This window comes from Ohtaekwangia kribbensis, from assembly GCF_042676245.1.
Lineage (GTDB): Bacteria > Bacteroidota > Bacteroidia > Cytophagales > Cyclobacteriaceae > Ohtaekwangia > Ohtaekwangia kribbensis.
This window is the reverse complement of sequence record NZ_JBHTKA010000015.1, coordinates 335,416-351,368: the sequence shown is the minus strand read 5'-3', so window position 1 is coordinate 351,368 and position 15,953 is coordinate 335,416. Positions and strand designations below refer to the sequence as shown.

The 15,953-nt window shown below is 44.3% G+C and carries 14 protein-coding genes and 1 tRNA gene; 4 read left to right on the top strand and 11 right to left on the bottom strand.

Features of this window, described 5'->3' with window-relative positions:
• Positions 1 to 151 precede the first annotated feature (151 nt).
• Together ACFQ21_RS28330 and ACFQ21_RS28325 are read left to right on the top strand one after the other, a co-directional pair.
• The gene (locus ACFQ21_RS28330) at positions 152 to 1,117 is read left to right on the top strand and encodes a DUF4097 family beta strand repeat-containing protein (RefSeq protein ID WP_377585723.1); all 966 of its coding nucleotides are present in this window, start codon (positions 152 to 154) and stop codon (positions 1,115 to 1,117) included.
• 117 nt (positions 1,118 to 1,234) lie between these two features.
• Positions 1,235 to 3,163 (top strand): adenylate/guanylate cyclase domain-containing protein, encoded by a 1,929-nt coding sequence (locus ACFQ21_RS28325; protein WP_377585720.1) that lies wholly within the window; start codon positions 1,235 to 1,237, stop codon positions 3,161 to 3,163.
• A 228-nt stretch (positions 3,164 to 3,391) separates the two neighbouring features.
• Here the strand turns inward: ACFQ21_RS28325 and ACFQ21_RS28320 are convergent, their stop codons facing one another.
• The 6 genes from ACFQ21_RS28320 to ACFQ21_RS28295 all read right to left on the bottom strand — a co-directional run bounded on the left by ACFQ21_RS28320 (position 3,392) and on the right by ACFQ21_RS28295 (position 9,299).
• The gene (locus ACFQ21_RS28320; protein ID WP_377585717.1) at positions 3,392 to 4,390 is read right to left on the bottom strand and encodes an aldo/keto reductase; all 999 of its coding nucleotides are present in this window, start codon (positions 4,388 to 4,390) and stop codon (positions 3,392 to 3,394) included.
• Between the two features lie 272 nt (positions 4,391 to 4,662).
• Positions 4,663 to 5,601 carry a helix-turn-helix domain-containing protein gene (locus ACFQ21_RS28315; protein WP_377585714.1) on the bottom strand — a complete coding sequence of 313 codons (939 nt, stop codon included), beginning with the start codon at positions 5,599 to 5,601 and terminating at the stop codon, positions 4,663 to 4,665.
• 78 nt (positions 5,602 to 5,679) lie between these two features.
• On the bottom strand, positions 5,680 to 6,969 hold the full coding sequence (locus ACFQ21_RS28310; RefSeq protein WP_377585711.1) for a PQQ-dependent sugar dehydrogenase: 1,290 nt from the start codon (positions 6,967 to 6,969) through the stop codon (positions 5,680 to 5,682).
• A 14-nt stretch (positions 6,970 to 6,983) separates the two neighbouring features.
• Positions 6,984 to 7,151, bottom strand: a complete 168-nt coding sequence (locus ACFQ21_RS28305; RefSeq protein WP_377585708.1) for a DUF1328 family protein — start codon at positions 7,149 to 7,151, stop codon at positions 6,984 to 6,986.
• A 125-nt stretch (positions 7,152 to 7,276) separates the two neighbouring features.
• Positions 7,277 to 8,050 (bottom strand): TIGR03915 family putative DNA repair protein, encoded by a 774-nt coding sequence (locus ACFQ21_RS28300; protein ID WP_377585704.1) that lies wholly within the window; start codon positions 8,048 to 8,050, stop codon positions 7,277 to 7,279.
• Between the two features lies 1 nt (position 8,051).
• Positions 8,052 to 9,299 (bottom strand): putative DNA modification/repair radical SAM protein, encoded by a 1,248-nt coding sequence (locus ACFQ21_RS28295; protein WP_377585702.1) that lies wholly within the window; start codon positions 9,297 to 9,299, stop codon positions 8,052 to 8,054.
• A gap of 181 nt (positions 9,300 to 9,480) precedes the next feature.
• On the opposite strand from ACFQ21_RS28295, the gene ACFQ21_RS28290 reads away from it, so the two are divergent.
• Positions 9,481 to 9,553: transfer RNA gene (locus ACFQ21_RS28290), tRNA-Thr, on the top strand.
• A 199-nt stretch (positions 9,554 to 9,752) separates the two neighbouring features.
• Here the strand turns inward: ACFQ21_RS28290 and ACFQ21_RS28285 are convergent.
• Positions 9,753 to 11,600, bottom strand: a complete 1,848-nt coding sequence (locus ACFQ21_RS28285) for a DUF349 domain-containing protein (protein ID WP_377585699.1) — start codon at positions 11,598 to 11,600, stop codon at positions 9,753 to 9,755.
• Between the two features lie 53 nt (positions 11,601 to 11,653).
• Complete coding sequence (locus ACFQ21_RS28280; RefSeq protein WP_377585696.1) at positions 11,654 to 12,229, bottom strand: YqgE/AlgH family protein; 576 nt, start codon at positions 12,227 to 12,229, stop codon at positions 11,654 to 11,656.
• Between the two features lie 289 nt (positions 12,230 to 12,518).
• Between ACFQ21_RS28280 and pdxH the strand changes: the two genes are divergently transcribed.
• Complete coding sequence (pdxH, locus tag ACFQ21_RS28275) at positions 12,519 to 13,160, top strand: pyridoxamine 5'-phosphate oxidase (RefSeq protein ID WP_377585694.1); 642 nt, start codon at positions 12,519 to 12,521, stop codon at positions 13,158 to 13,160.
• A gap of 27 nt (positions 13,161 to 13,187) precedes the next feature.
• On the opposite strand, the gene bshB1 is transcribed toward pdxH, so the two are convergent.
• The 3 genes from bshB1 to ACFQ21_RS28260 form a co-directional block, all read right to left on the bottom strand.
• Entirely contained in the window at positions 13,188 to 13,907 is a 720-nt protein-coding gene (gene bshB1, locus ACFQ21_RS28270; RefSeq protein WP_377585692.1) for a bacillithiol biosynthesis deacetylase BshB1, read from the bottom strand.
• A 100-nt stretch (positions 13,908 to 14,007) separates the two neighbouring features.
• Positions 14,008 to 14,955, bottom strand: a complete 948-nt coding sequence (gene trxB, locus ACFQ21_RS28265; RefSeq protein WP_377585689.1) for a thioredoxin-disulfide reductase — start codon at positions 14,953 to 14,955, stop codon at positions 14,008 to 14,010.
• Between the two features lie 78 nt (positions 14,956 to 15,033).
• Positions 15,034 to 15,897: a sigma-70 family RNA polymerase sigma factor gene (locus ACFQ21_RS28260; RefSeq protein ID WP_073130761.1), complete on the bottom strand. Its 864-nt coding sequence runs from the start codon at positions 15,895 to 15,897 to the stop codon at positions 15,034 to 15,036.
• Positions 15,898 to 15,953 lie beyond the last annotated feature (56 nt).

The following is a 15,953-nucleotide window of genomic DNA, read 5'->3' as shown; positions in this document are numbered from 1 at the left end:
GATTAATTACGTAAATGTATGTAAAATAGTTTTGAGATTACAAGACATCCTGGTTGAAAACTTTTTATACGTTACCGTGCAACCTTTCCTTAGCAGCATAAGTCAAAGTATAGAATGACCCTATGAAGTTAACCCGATAAACCCACATACCATGAAAACAATAGCTTCACTATTGATCTGTTATCTCCTGTCGATCTCGTTGAGCTGGTCGCAAAACGGTGAATACTCTTTTAAAGAGTCGTATGATCTTGCAACGCCTGCCAAAATGAAAATATCATCCTCCGATGGTAACATTGAAGTATCGGCCGGCAATACTAAAAAAGCCGAGGTGCTATATATTGTAAGACGTAACAACAAAGTATTGCAGATCAGCCGCAAAGAACTTGAAAAAGAATTGAAGGTAACAGTTTTGCAAACCGGAAACAGCCTCGACATCAATGTTGAGTATCCGAAGATTCAGGGTTTCAACTGGAAAGATCACATGCAGGTTAGTTTTAAAATTACTGTACCGAAAGAAACGTCCTGCGACCTGATAACCTCGGATGGCAACGTTTCGCTTACCGGACTTGATTTGAGCCAGCAGTGCAGAACGAGCGATGGAAATATAGCGATCTCGTCTGTTGGCGGTGATGTGATTGGCCGCACATCCGATGGTAATATCAGTGTGAAGCAAATCAACGGTGCTGTTGAAGCCAGAACGAGCGATGGTAATATTGTGGCCGAAGACATCAAAGGCAACACCCAGTCAGTAACGAGTGATGGAAATATAGTGCTGTCTCATGTAACCGGTGATATTACCATCAGCACATCCGATGGAGACATTGCATTTACAGATGTTGCAGGTTCTGTAAAAGCTTCCTCTTCCGATGGTAACATTCGCGGAAATATACTTGAACTCAAAAAGTCACTGGCTGTTCGAACAAGCGATGGAAATATATCGATCACCATTCCTGACAGCATGGGACTGGATCTGGACATCAAAGGTGAATCGCTGGATGTTGCTCTCAATAACTTCAGCGGCACATCAGACGAAAAATATATTCACGGTAAGATAAATGGCGGTGGTATACCGGTAAGCCTCACCTCCGATGGCAACGTATCCCTGAACTATCGGTAATTGATAAATTTCGTTAACCTGAAAAAGAGTATCCCCTACCGGATACTCTTTTTTCATTTGGAGGAATAGATGCATTTGCATTAGCCTTCTAACGTTGCTGATGTTATTTTTACAGCTATGCGACAACTGGCGGCTATACTTTTTGCAGACATGACGGGCTACACTGCATTGATGCAGGAGAATGAACAACTGGCACGCGCCAAGCGAAAGCGACTGAAGGACGTGCTCGAGGTTTTGGTTGAAAAACACAACGGTAAGACTATACAATATTATGGTGATGGTTCGCTGAGTATCTTCAGCAGCGCCATTGACAGCGTTACGTGCGCGGTTGATATTCAACGCGAACTGAAACGGGACTTGACAGTAGACCTGCGCATCGGCATCCACACCGGTGATGTTATCATTGAAGATGAAGCGATCTATGGCGATGGCGTCAACCTGGCTTCCCGTATTGAATCGCTTGCAGCTCCCGGAAGCATTCTCATTTCGGAGAAAGTATTTGATGAGATCAAGAATCAGGCTGATATACAATGGCGTGAGCTGGGTTACTTTGAAATGAAAAATGTAAAGAAGCCGGTACGCGTCTATGCCATTGCGAATAGCGGTATCGTTGTGCCGGACCGAGCCGAGCTTCAGGGTAAAACCAGGCAGCCTGTAAACCGGTTAGCAGTGCTGCCGTTTGTAAACATGAGTGCCGATCCTGAAAATGAATACTTCAGTGATGGTATTACCGAAGAACTGTTGAATGCACTTACCAAAGTGGACGGTTTGCAGGTTACATCACGGACCTCTGCGTTTGCTTTTAAAGGCAAGAACGTTGACATCCGCGACATTGGCATTCAATTGAATGTTGATAAAGTATTGGAAGGCAGCGTGCGCAAGGCCGGCAATCGCGTTCGCATTACAGCACAGCTTATCAATGCTGCCGATGGCTATCATTTGTGGAGTGAAAATTATGATCGTAACCTCACAGATATATTTGAAGTGCAGGACGAGATCAGCAATATTATTTCGAATAAGCTTCGGGAAAATCTCAGTTCATCACCACAGGCTGCACAACTAGTAAAGTCCCCTCCTGCCCGCAACACCGAAGCGTATACTGCCTATCTGAAAGGACTACACTTCGCCAACAAGGTAACACCGAACGATACCCGTAAAGCCATTGAATGCTTTCAGCAGGCAGTTGAACTCGAACCCAACTATGCGCTGGCCTATGCCAAGCTGGCCATGGCCTATAGCGGACTTGGTGCCAGTGGACAGATGCTGCCGCGCACGGCTTTTGAAAGAGCGCATGGCTATGCCGGCAAAGCTTTGCAACTCGACAGTACGGTTGCTGAAGGACATATTGCCAAGGGTGGTATATATTTACTGTATGACTGGAACTGGCAACTGGCATACGATGCATTACAACGGGCGTTACAACTGAACCCCGGGGCAACCGCTGCTTACGAATTGTTATCGCTATACTATATTCAGACGGAACAAAAAGATAAAGCTGTTGAGGTAATGGAGAAGGCTGTGAAGCTTGATCCGCTATCTGCTACAGCCAATCAGTCGCTGGGCAAGATGTATATATTTGCCGAGCGTTACGATGACGCTATCAAACAGGCAAACAAGATTCTGGAGATCGATCCGCAGATGCGTGCCAGTCTTGAACTGAAAGCATGGGCCACCGGTATGAAAGGTGATTGGGAAAGTGCGTTGAAATTGTTTGAAGAGATTCATCGTCTCACCAATCATCCATTGAAAGGACTGATGGGTGTCGGGTATGCACACGCGCGATTGGGACACAACGAAAATGCACTTGAATGTATTCGAAAAATCGAGCAACAACAGGCAGAAAATCCGGATGCCGTACTCGATGCTGATCTTGTAGGTATATGGCTTGCCCTAGGCGATACTGAAAAAGCATTTTACCACATCTCACAGTGTGTTGAGAAACGTATAGCACCGATCGGTTTATTCCTGGAGTATCCGGCATTTAAAGGATTGCGTAATGACCCGAGGTTGCTTGCCTTGCGGGATAAAGTCAATGCACACTCTTAACGTCACTTCGAGCGTACGCTTTATGTTCATATATCCATACTTCATGCGAGAAGTCCCTTGTCGGAGCAACGCATTCGTTGATATACTCTTTATGGATATATAATTGAATAGCTCTTGATGTAATTTACCCAATACAGTGCATCATGTTGAGAACAACTGTAACATGGGGGTCTCGCGGGACATGCACATTTCATAGAAAGCACGCACGCTCGAAATGACGTTAAATAACTAGCGCATGCCTACCCAGTGTGGGTATATTTTCTTTTGGTCGCTGGCAGCTTCGAGTTTGGTAACTTGTTCGGCGGTGAGGCTCCACCCTACAGCATCGAGGTTTTCAATGAGTTGTTTTTCATTGCGGGCTCCGATCACAACGTTGCTTACTGTAGGTCGTTGCAGTAACCAGTTGATGGCTACCTGTGGTATACTTTTTCCTGTTTCGGCCGCAACTTCATCCAACGCGCTTATCACGTTGAATAAATATTCATCCGATACCTCTGGTCCTCCGGCAGCACCTCCGGATTTGATCCGACCTTCTCCCAACGGTTGGCCTGGACGAATTTTACCGGTTAAGCGTCCCCAACCTAACGCGCTCCATACCATCAGTCCTATATTCTGATCTTTCGCCATCGGCATCAATTCCCATTCATACTCACGACCGATCAATGAATAGTATCCCTGGTATACTATATATCTCGCAAGACCATACTTCTCCGAGGTCGCGAGCGACTTCATTACCTGCCACGCTGTAAAGTTTGAACAACCGATATAGCGTACTTTTCCACTCGCAACAAGATGGTCCAAGGCTGCCAGTGTTTCTTCTACCGGTGTAAGTGGATCGAACGCGTGAATGAAGTATACATCAATATAGTCTGTTGCCAAACGCCTGAGACTCGCCTCGACTTCCCTGATCAAATGATACCGCGATGCTCCGCTATCATTCGTATTGCTGCCCATCATAAATCCTGCTTTGGTAGAGATCAGGGCTTCACTCCTTTTACCTTTTAATGCTGCACCCAGAATTTGTTCAGCAGCACCGAACGAATATACATTCGCGGTATCAAAGAAATTTACACCACGCTCAAGACATATATCGATGAGACGCGTTGCTTCCGCTACATCTGTTTCGCCCCACTTCTTAAAAAAATCATTCGTACCACCGAAGGTACCTGTTCCTAAACTTAACACAGGAACTCGCAATCCTGCGTTTCCTAACTGCCGGTATTCCATACGTTTTTAATGTTTGATTTAACGAACACAAAATTGCCGGCCGCGCGTGTTATAGTTCAGGACAAAATACGGAATGGCAGGGAGAATATACAGGAAAGCTGCGAGCTTTGAGCCACGAGAAAAAGGTGGCTGGCTACTGGCTGCGGAATGAGAACCGGTTGGCCGCGTAACTATAAGTTATGTTACCACTAATTCCAAGTGTCAAACAAAGAAAACCTACTAGCAACTTGTAGCCAGAAGCTAGTGGCCATTTTAAAACAGGCAGCCAGAGGCTAGAAGCTATTTCTAAATTCTGCGGGGGTCTGTCCTGTTTGGCTCTTGTAATAGCGCGCAAAGTACGAAGGGTCATCATAGCCGAGGCGGTAGGCTATTTCGCTTATGCTTTTGTGGGAGTGTTTGAGACACATTGTTGCCTGCTTGATGAGTTGGTCTTTGATGAGTTGTCCTGCCGATTTACCGGTGAGATCTTTGATCGTATCATTCAAGTGATTTTGAGACACGCCTAGTTCATCTGCATAGTCGGCTATCTTTTTAAGTTTGATGGCATTGCCTTTGTTTATCGTTTTGAAATCGCGCATATATAAGGCGGTAAATGATTTCAATAAGCGTATAGATGAACGGTTGGATTCTGCTGGTTGTGTATCGAATGATTCGTATTGTGAATAGGCTTTGTTGAGAAGAGCATGCAGGTATCCGCGGAGTATATTATCGGAAAACTCGTTGCGTTGTTTATACTCGGTGTGCATCATTTCAAACAAACCGAGATAATGCTTCGTCTGCTCATCGGTTAAATGAAGTACTGCATTGCCATCCAGCTGAAAGAAAGGTAATTCATGCAGCAAGTTTTTGTTATCGCGACCGAGATTGAAGAAGTCATCCGAGAACGAGCAGTAGTAACCCCGTTGTTCATCGCCTTCTGCTTTCCAGGCACTGATCATATCCGGACTTACAAAGCATAACATATTCTTGCGGATATAGTGTTCCTGTAAACCAAAGGTCTGAAGCCCCTCGCCTTCTGTTACCAGGAATACCATGTAGAAATCGAGACGATGCACATCGATAGCACGTTTACTGTTGCATCGCTGGTGAATATCAAAATATTCCGTGCTGTGTTTACGAATTAGCGGACCCTGCATGCCGGGACCTTCATCAAAGTATACTTTACCAAACGCTTCGCTTCCGTGTATCGGAATATTCTGATTCTTGCTCATAGTGTTACCGTTGTACTGATAGTGAGGTCAACGGCACAGGATATCAGAAGATTCCCCTCGAAAAGAAATTTACTACTGTTATTTGGCGACACTCACTTTCCAGATCACATTGCTGGTATCATCGGTCACCAGCAGCGATCCGTCCGGTGTAACGCGTACGCATACCGGGCGGCCATGCACTTTCTCCTTGTCCAGATTGGCGACAAAGCCTGTCAGGAAATCCTCATCTTTACCAGCAGGCTTACCGTTGTCATCAAACGGAACAAAAACTACTTTGTACCCTGAAAGGACAGATCGATTCCATGAACCATGCTGCGCTATAAATGCACCGCTGTGATATTTTTCCGGAAAGGTTTTCTTGTCATAGAAGGCAAGTCCGAGTGAAGCCGTGTGCGCACCTACATCTACATCCGGTTTTATATACTTATCAAGTACACCCGGCTTCGGTTCTGTTACTCGCTCATCCGTACGACCATGGTATATCCAGGGCCATCCGTAGAAACCATCTTCTTTTACACTGGTGAGGTAATCCGGCACCAGGTCATCGCCCAAGCCATCGCGTTCATTTACTACTGTCCAAAGAGTATTATTAGTCCAATCCATCCCCACGGGATTACGCAGTCCGCTCGCATATACCCGCAACCCTGACCCATCCGGATTCATCTCCAGTATATCAGCCCGCAGGTATTCATTCTTTATACCTTTATCAGCAATGTTGGTTCCGGAGCCAACCGCTATATATAGTTTCTTTCCATCGTTACTCGCAATGATATTACGCGTCCAGTGCTGGTTTATTTTACCGGCAGGCAGATCAGCAATCTTCTGGCCTTTATCGGTAATCGAAAGTTGCCCGGGTTTATAGGGATAACGCCACACTGCATCCGTGTTGGCCACATAGAACCAGTTGTCGAGCACGAGCATGCCAAACGGCTGATTCAGTTTGGTGAGAAATATTTGTCGTGTATCCGGTTTACCATCGCCATTGGTGTCACGCAATAGCGTAATACGATCAGCGCTCTTGCGCATATTTTTAGATTTGGATGCACCGATGATCCAACCTCCGATCCGCATCAAGAATGAATAATTGGAATTGCTTTCGGCTACCAGTATATCTCCATTAGGTGCTATATATAGCCAACGCGGATTTTCAAAACCGTCAGCAAAACGCGTAACGGTAAATCCGGGAGGAGCCTGAGGAGTCTGACCTTCCTCCCACCCGATCACGTTACTAAAGTTCATGGAGGATTTAGTAGCATGCGGTGGGGGAAGATTATCAGACAGTTCTTTATTTTTTTGTTGTGTACCGTTCTGTGAAAAACTCTCCCCTGCGAAGAGCATCACTACGACTATACATACGATCGCTTTCATTCCTCGATCATTTATTACTTCTTAAAGAGTGTAGCGCCAAAAGCGATTACAATAACAAAGCCTATAATAAAGATGAAGAACAATACTTTGGCAACAGATGCAGCACCTTCTGCAATTCCGCCAAATCCGAATATTGCCGCGATAATGGCAATGATAAAAAAGATTGCAGCCCAGCGTAACATAGTTAAATCGTTTAATGGTTGATAAATTTATTTATACCTATACGTTTTAAAATGTTATGCCCGTTTCCCGGGAAATGGCGTGTGACCATGTATACCGATCGATGAGCAAATTGCTCCCCATAAAGTCAGGATGTGCGCTTTTCGGTGAGATACTTCCAATACCGCACAGGCACATGGCGTATGTGCAGTTTATGATTGTTGCGCGCCTGGATATTTATAGTCTGAAAGTAATTTTTCCACAGCGACTGGTATACCAGTTCTTCTTCATGACAGGTGGATGCCGGCAGGAATTCATGATGTGTAATTGCCTCCCACTCCATCCGCACTTCCTGCACGCTGAAGGTATCTTTGCTATAATGTATACCATAGTTACGCCTGTTATCATAGATAAGCCAGTGCTGGTCGGCATAACGTTCCTGGAAATGTGAGATAATCAGTGGCAGTACATTAAAGTCGGGGTCGATAGAAGCTATATACAGATCGTCAGTAGTCCGCTGAAACCGTACAAACGCTTCCATGCGATGCTTCTCGCGATATACCTTGTGCGCGATCTGTTCGATGGCCAGAACGGATTTGTTACTATAATCTTTCTCAACGGAATGTTTACTATCGAAGACGTGACGGATAAACGTGACCAGTGTACCTTCCATCTCCGGAAGCTCCGACAAAAAACATTGGTATATTTCGTTGCGTTTATCTACTGAGAGTTTTTGTTTGAGACCGTTCCAGACACGTTCTGCTTTTTTCTGATCGGGTATAATTTCCAAATATGAAGCGGTTAACTCAGACTGCCAGCTGCCATTGCGCACAACGCGTGCATCTCCTATCTTCCGCTCGTATAGCTCAAAGATCGAGGTGAGTAATCCTTCAAAACTTCCATCGTATACCAGTTGAGTCATTTCAGAATATGGAGAGTTGTGGTGTTAACGTGGCGGCATATTTACTTTGCCGTAAGATCCGCTGTCGCAAGGCCGCTTCGTTTATGTCACGCGGATGATCTTTACTCGTACAGACTATAAAGTGTTTCGCACGACTTACCGCTATACCCATCTGTTTCAGTTGATCCCAACCGAGCTTGCTATACCTTCGTCCCTGAATAATTCGCAATGCTGACTGCACACCGATGCCGGGTACGCGTAAAATCATTTCGTAATCAGCGTGGTTAATATCAATGGGAAACAGGTGAAGGTTGCGCAGTGCCCAGCTTAGTTTGGGGTCTATATCGAGGTCAAGCTGTGGATGTGCGGGATCTACAATTTCTCGAAATGAAAATTTATAGAAGCGCATTAACCAGTCTGCCTGGTATAAGCGGTTTTCGCGAATCATCGGTACGGGGGTGCCAAGCTGTGGTAAACGGCTGTCGTTGGATACCGGTACGTAACCAGAATAATATACCCTGCGAAGTTTATATTTTTTATAGAGAGCATCGGCAATGGTCATTACCTGCAAATCATTCTCCGGGCTTGCTCCTACCACCATTTGTGTACTTTGTCCGGCCGGAGCAAATGCCGGTGTGCTTTTGATTACTTTCTTTTCATCGGCATACGCCTCGATACTGTTGCTGAGATACGACATCGGCCGAATGATATCCGTTTTGTTTTTCTCAGGAGCCAACACCTTTAAACTATTTTCGGACGGCAGCTCTATATTAACACTCAGACGATCAGCATATAATGCTGCCTGTTTTACAAGGTCTTCACTACAACCGGGAATGGTTTTAAGATGTATATATCCATTGAAGCGATATTCCGTACGCAACGTTTTCGCTACACGCACAAGACGCTCCATGGTATAGTCTGAATTTTTAAAAATACCGGAGCTCAGAAAAAGTCCTTCGATATAATTTCGTCTGTAAAAATTTATAGTCAGCTCGACTGCTTCTTTCACCGTGAACCCGACACGCTTCACATCGTTACTTCTTCGCGACACGCAATAGGCACAATCGTAAATGCAATAATTAGTCAGCAGAATTTTTAACAATGAAACGCAGCGACCATCCTCTGTATAGCTATGACAAATGCCGGCACCTGTTGTGTGACCAAGTCCTTTTGAATCGTTACTGCGTTTACTGCCACTCGAAGAGCAAGACACATCATATTTCGCTGCATCCGAGAGTATCTGAAGCTTCTCTTGAATTCTATCCCACATATACATAAGCACTTAACAATCAAAACTAATATTTTTAGTCAACCAAAAATAGGATACACTAAAAATATTAGATCAAAAAATCTCTAAAAAATCTTAACTAATTTTGAATAAAGATTTGCGGATATCCATTCTTGATTTATTTTTGCACCCTCATTAACGCAGAAGGCGTTGAAAAGTGAAAGCCTCCTTAGCTCAGCTGGTAGAGCAACTGACTTGTAATCAGTAGGTCGTTGGTTCGATTCCGACAGGGGGCTCAGAAAGACAAAGCGGTTCAATGAGCCGCTTTTTTTATTTTATGGATTTTAGGATTGGAAAATTAGAAGATTCTAAGATTGAAAGACTACTAAAATCATCGAATTATATTTGGCCTATATATACAGGTATATAAACAAAAAATGCTGAAAGAGATTTCAGCATTTTTTGTTTTGTGTGATGTAGATATTGATGATCGCGCTAAATCGTTTTGAGCAGTTTTAGCTGATCTTTTAGTTGCTTGAGGTGATCACCTGCTTCTTTGATTTTGTCGTTAAACTCAGCACGAACGCTTTCGGCATTTTGTGAACGCGAGAAGAACTCCAAGTTGTTTTTCCAAAGGGCAATGTCGTTTTCAACTTTGCTGATCTTCTTACGAATGGCCTGTTCTTTCTGGTATATTTTGCGTTCTGCCATCGGATCGTTCTTCAGGTCACTTAACTGGTTCTCCAGTAAAAGCTTGCTCTTATCGTCTTCGCTGAAGCCCTGGATGTGGCTTACAAACTTATCCACAGCTTCGTGATAGCGGTTACGAATTGTGCTTATATCTTTTCGCGGTACAAAGCCTATCGCGTTAAAACGATCCTGCAGGTCTTTCAATACTTCCGGAGCGGCCGTTCCTGCGGCTGCATGACTCTCCAGTATCGTACAGATCTCTTCTTTCTGTCTGAGATTGTCGGCCTGCTCATTTTCAATTTTACCGTGCTGTGTGCGTCTCTGATCGAAGAAGTAATCGCAGGCATCTTTGAAGTCTTTAAATACTTTCTCGCGGAATTTCTCCGGTACAGGACCTATCTCCTTCCAGCGCTGCTGCAATACTTTCAATTCATTGGAAGTTTTCTCCCAGTCATGACTTTCTTTCAGCGCGTGCGCTTTCTCAACGAGTTCATTCTTTAACTGCAGATTCTTCTCGCGCTCTTCATCGAGCTTTTTGAAGAATGCATTTTTATTATTAAAGAACGCCTTGAATGCGCCCCAGAATTTCTTGTTAACTTCTTTTGCTTTGGCGCGCGGTAATCCTCCTATCACTTCCCAACGCTTCTGGATCTCGAGTATATCTTTCGTCTTCTGGTTCCATTCTTTGATGCGATCGGAATCAAATGTAGAATACTCCTGCACATCATCGCTGAGCTTTGCTTTCAGATCGAGATTACCGTGTAGCTCCTGCTGAAGTTTTTGTAAGTATTGATCACGCTTTGCATACACAGCATCCGAGGCTGCCTTGAAGCGTTGCCATACTACTTCCTTATCATCTTTCGGTACAGGACCTATATGTTTGAATTCGTGGTGAAGTTCATTAAGCTCACGTATAGCATCTTTGATGATTTCAACATCTGCCAATTTCTCAGCGCGTACACAGAGTTCAACTTTCGCTTCGAGGTTTCGCTTGCGATCAAGCTCCTTCAGTTCGAAATATATACTTTGATTATCATAGAAGCGATCTACCAGTGCATGGTAATTAGCCCATAGTGTTTTCGCCTGCGCGCTTGGTACCGGGCCTATACCTTTCCATTCTTTCTGCAGCTCTTTGAATTGTTCAAACTGTGCATCTGAATTCTGAGAGTCGGCAAGCTCACGTATCTTTTCCAGGAGCTCCTGCTTTCTGCGAAGGTTGTCGTTCTTCCGTTCTTCCTGCTGACGCAGGTGATTGGTTCTTCTGTCGCGAATGAGTTTCAGGTTTGCATCGAAGACTAAATCTGATTCATCACCTTTATACTCAAAGTCTTCTTCTATACCACCGGCTGCTATAAACTTGATGAGCGCTTCTGCCTTTTCCTTCTCACGCATATCATCGTACAAAGGCTTTACTTCACGCAGTATATTATCAACACGTTTAAAGTTATCTTCTTTGGCAAGATCCTTTACCAGGTTGGCGAGTTCGTGCTTGGTGAAGTGGCTATAGTCTATATGCTCTTCTTCCAGTACCTCATCCGTTGTGGCATCGTGATGATCTGCTAAATCTATTTCAGAGTGTAACGTATCGCCATGGCGTTCAGCCAATCCGGCTTCCTGTACATTTTCCTCTCTTTTATCTCTTTCCATTTCCATGGTCAATAAATCGTTCTATGGTACGCGCTTAGCGTAAATTTAACTAAAAATGCCTAATTCATACGAGGATCAACAGGGTAGTTCGAATATATCGAAAAACGCCCCCCCATACTATCCAGCGCTTTCTTCCAGATCATAGCAGGCTCGGTATCAAAAAGCAACTCATCGGTAGCAAAATCACACACAATCCACGACTCCTCTTCCAGTTCAGCTTCCAATTGTCCGGGGCCCCAGCCACTGTATCCCAGGTAAAACCGAATGTCTTTTGAAAGAATGATCCCCATATCAATCTGTGATATAAGTCCTTCAAAGTCTCCGCCCCAGTATACTTCCTGTGCTACACTAACGGCTCCTTCAAGCGTTGTATTGCGATGAAGGAAATGCAATGTATCCTGCTGTACCGGTCCACCTACATAAACGATGTCTTCGAGTTTTTTGATATCCTCCATCACTTCATTTACTTTCAATATAGAGGGTTTATTTACTACGAAACCAAATGAACCTTCATCATTATGCTCGCACAATAACACTACGGTGCGCTCAAAATTCGGATCAGGAAGAAAAGGCTCTGATATAAGCAACCTTCCTTTCTCTGGTTTAAGTTGATTTTTATACTTGAAAAACTCCATTCTTTAACGCTTGCCTGATACTAAATTTCATTCGTTTAATACTATGAATAAAATACTTCAGTCTCACCTGTGCAAATTTTATTTCTGATCATCTATAGGCTTACCTATAATTATCTTTAAATCGATTGATAAAGAGTCGGGAAAGTTTTTTCAGTGTGCCTGTTTCTTTCGCGTCTTTAAAAATTAATTTTGGCCGGAGGAAAGGTAGGATATCATGTTTGCACACTGATAAACGTCAGTGGCTGAAATACTCCGGTAATATAAACTTACAATTCAATTTTAGAAAGAAATGCTTGCCATTGCAGATTTACGTCAAGAATATTCGAAAGCTTCACTCGATGTTACGAGTGTGCAGCGCGACCCTGTTAAACAATTTGAGAAGTGGTTTACCGAGGCTGTGCAGGCGCAGGTACCTGAACCTAACGCCATGAATCTCGCTACCATTAATGCTACCGGAACACCTACTAGCCGCATTGTTTTACTGAAAGGTATTGAGAACAGTAAGTTTGTATTCTACACGAATTATCAAAGCTCCAAAGGAAAAGAGCTTGAGAAAACACCAGCGTGTGCGTTAACATTTTTCTGGCCGGAGCTGGAGCGACAAGTGCGTATTGAAGGAACGGCTACACGCATCGACACAAAACGATCAGAAGAATATTTTCAAAGTCGTCCGCGCGGGTCACAGATCGGTGCATGGTCATCACCGCAGAGTGCCATCATCGAGAGCCGCTCTATTCTGGAAGAGCGTGTGAAGCAGATGGAAAAGAAATTTGAAGGACAGGAAATATTACCGAAGCCCCACCAATGGGGAGGCTTCGAGGTAGATCCGTTGCTGATAGAATTCTGGCAAGGCAGACCAAGTCGACTACACGATCGTATTCAGTTCAACAAGATTGATGGTGCCTGGAAGATATACCGGTTAGCTCCCTGATTAAAAATCAGGAAGCTAACTATATAACTATATTAAATCCAGGAGATTATTGACACCGGGATAACGTCTCGTAGTAAAGCCTTCACCGTGTTGTACGCCCAGCGCGTGACCAAATTCGAGTGCGCGTGATTCCACCATTCTCAAAAAGGCAGGGCTTGATATATAGGTATTCGGTTCTTTACTATTCGGATCAAAGAACTGTGTCTTGAATGCCTTGATCGCTTCGATCTTGGTGTCCCAATACCCGGATATATCTACAATAAAATCAGGTTCGATGAGCAAGCTCTGGATATAGTGGTATACTACTTTAGGTCTCCATGCAGCCTGCTTGTTCCCCTGTTCATCGGTTGTCTCGATCTTGGCAAGACCGGCAAGAAAGCACGCATCATATCCGAGTGACGCTCCTTTACCATGATCTATATGTCGATCGTATACGGCATTACACAACACTACATCAGGTCTATATTTTCGCACAGCCTGGACAACTTTCAGCTGGTGCTCCGGATCATTCTGAAAAAATCCATCTTTCAATCCGAGGTTATCGCGTACTTCAACGCCCAGTATCTTTGCTGCATTCGCTGCTTCGACAGCACGTGTCTCAGGCGTGCCTCGTGTACCCAGCTCGCCCCGAGTAAAATCAACTAATCCTACTTTATGTCCTAAGGCAACATGCTTCGCGATGGTGCCGCCACAGCCAAGCTCTGCGTCATCCGGGTGTGCAGAAAGTACAAGTATATCTAGTTTCATAGGTGGAAATGATGTGTGAATATAAATGAAAACGACTACAGATAATGATACACGGATCAATCTGTAGTCGCCACTAAAAAATCAAATTATTGATAAGCCGTTATGCTGTTTGTAACTCTTTTGCTACAAGAAACTTCTCGGCATCCAGTGCTCCCATACAACCTGTACCGGCAGCGGTAATAGCCTGGCGATATACTTTATCAGCAGCATCACCAACAGCGAATACGCCTTCTATATTTGTCTTGGTTGAACCAGCCTGTACTTTGATATAGCCTGTCTCATCCATCTCGATATAGTCTTTAAAAATGTCGGTGTTAGGCTTGTGCCCGATCGCGAGGAAGAAACCTTGTAAGGTAACTACCTTCTTCTCACCAGTCTTGTTGTTTACGATACGTATTCCCGTTACACCGCTGTCATCACCCAGTATCTCTTCGGTTTCTGTATTCCAGTGTACTTCAATGTTTGGTGTATTCATCACGCGGTTCTGCATGATCTTCGAAGCACGCATCTCATCACGTCTTACAATCAGGTGCACCTTGGTACAAAGTTTTGACAGATAAGTAGCTTCTTCGGCAGCAGAATCGCCTGCCCCGACAACAGCTACTTCTTTACCGCGATAGAAATATCCATCGCATACTGCGCAAGCCGAAACACCGCGGTTATAGAACTTCTCTTCGGAAGGAAGCCCGAGGTATTTTGCTGTTGCTCCTGTTGCAATGATCACTGACTCAGCAATCACTTCATCTTTCTCATCGATCGTTACCTTGTGGGGGTAACCTGAAAAATCTACGGCTGTAACCAGACCATAATTGATTTTGGTGCCAAACCGTTCTGCTTGTTTTTGAAGGTCCAACATCATCTGCGGACCATTTATACCCTCCGGATAACCGGGAAAATTCTCAACATCGTTCGTAGTGGTAAGCTGACCTCCTGGTTGACCTCCGGTGTATAACACGGGTTTGAGACCAGCACGTGCTGCATAGATTGCAGCGGTATATCCGGCCGGGCCGGAGCCGATGATGAGGACTTTCACTTCTTCTTTTGCCATAAATTCTATTTTGATAGGGTAACAAAATAAAAGGTCTCGGAATTCGAGACCCTTAAAATATTTCAAAAATATTGATTTTTAACCGAGGTAAGGTTTTAAAGCTTTACTTCTGGAAGTGTGACGGAGGCGTCTGATAGCCTTCTCCTTGATCTGGCGAACGCGTTCGCGTGTCAGATTGAACTTCTCCCCGATCTCTTCGAGTGTCATGGAGTGTTCACCGTTCAGACCAAAGTACAGCGTTATAACATCTGCTTCACGTTGTGTCAGTGTAGAAAGTGCGCGTTGTACTTCTCTTCTCAGCGAGTCGTTCATCAGACCAGAGTCTGGTGTCTCTTCGCTGTCGTTCTCCAATACATCCAGCAAGCTGTTCTCTTCACCCTGAACAAACGGAGCGTCCATGGAAACATGACGACCCGAGATCTTCATGGTATCAACAACTTCTGCTGTTGTTACATCCAACACTTCGGCAAGTTCTTCCGGAGAAGGCTCGCGCTCATATTTCTGTTCAAGTTCAGAGAATGTCTTCGAGATTTTATTCAATGATCCAACGCGGTTCAACGGCAGGCGAACGATACGGGATTGTTCTGCCAAAGCCTGCAGGATAGACTGACGAATCCACCATACGGCATACGATATGAATTTGAAACCACGGGTTTCATCGAAACGCTGAGCAGCTTTAATCAAACCTAAGTTACCTTCATTGATCAAGTCGCCCAATGAAAGTCCTTGATTCTGATATTGTTTTGCTACAGACACAACGAAACGCAGGTTAGCTTTGGTGAGTTTTTCCAGGGCTATCTGATCACCTTCTTTGATACGCTTCGCCAACTCCACTTCTTCATCTGGCGTAAGGAGGTCAACTTTACCAATCTCCTGAAGGTATTTATCCAGCGACTGGCTCTCGCGGTTGGTAATTTGTTTACTGATCTTAAGCTGTCTCATGTTCCTGTCTTGCTCTGTTTACGTTCGTTTAGTTAACAATATACTGTTAAAAGTTA

Bases quoted from the DNA above. Each gene is read 5' to 3' on its own strand.
- ACFQ21_RS28330 (WP_377585723.1), top strand. From the start codon at position 152: ATGAAAACAATAGCTTCACTATTGATCTGTTATCTCCTGTCGATCTCG.
- ACFQ21_RS28325 (WP_377585720.1), top strand. From the start codon at position 1,235: ATGCGACAACTGGCGGCTATACTTTTTGCAGACATGACGGGCTACACT.
- ACFQ21_RS28320 (WP_377585717.1), bottom strand. From the start codon at position 4,390: ATGGAATACCGGCAGTTAGGAAACGCAGGATTGCGAGTTCCTGTGTTA.
- ACFQ21_RS28315 (WP_377585714.1), bottom strand. From the start codon at position 5,601: ATGAGCAAGAATCAGAATATTCCGATACACGGAAGCGAAGCGTTTGGT.
- ACFQ21_RS28310 (WP_377585711.1), bottom strand. From the start codon at position 6,969: ATGAAAGCGATCGTATGTATAGTCGTAGTGATGCTCTTCGCAGGGGAG.
- ACFQ21_RS28305 (WP_377585708.1), bottom strand. From the start codon at position 7,151: ATGTTACGCTGGGCTGCAATCTTTTTTATCATTGCCATTATCGCGGCA.
- ACFQ21_RS28300 (WP_377585704.1), bottom strand. From the start codon at position 8,050: ATGACTCAACTGGTATACGATGGAAGTTTTGAAGGATTACTCACCTCG.
- ACFQ21_RS28295 (WP_377585702.1), bottom strand. From the start codon at position 9,299: ATGTGGGATAGAATTCAAGAGAAGCTTCAGATACTCTCGGATGCAGCG.
- ACFQ21_RS28285 (WP_377585699.1), bottom strand. From the start codon at position 11,600: ATGGAAATGGAAAGAGATAAAAGAGAGGAAAATGTACAGGAAGCCGGA.
- ACFQ21_RS28280 (WP_377585696.1), bottom strand. From the start codon at position 12,229: ATGGAGTTTTTCAAGTATAAAAATCAACTTAAACCAGAGAAAGGAAGG.
- pdxH (WP_377585694.1), top strand. From the start codon at position 12,519: ATGCTTGCCATTGCAGATTTACGTCAAGAATATTCGAAAGCTTCACTC.
- bshB1 (WP_377585692.1), bottom strand. From the start codon at position 13,907: ATGAAACTAGATATACTTGTACTTTCTGCACACCCGGATGACGCAGAG.
- trxB (WP_377585689.1), bottom strand. From the start codon at position 14,955: ATGGCAAAAGAAGAAGTGAAAGTCCTCATCATCGGCTCCGGCCCGGCC.
- ACFQ21_RS28260 (WP_073130761.1), bottom strand. From the start codon at position 15,897: ATGAGACAGCTTAAGATCAGTAAACAAATTACCAACCGCGAGAGCCAG.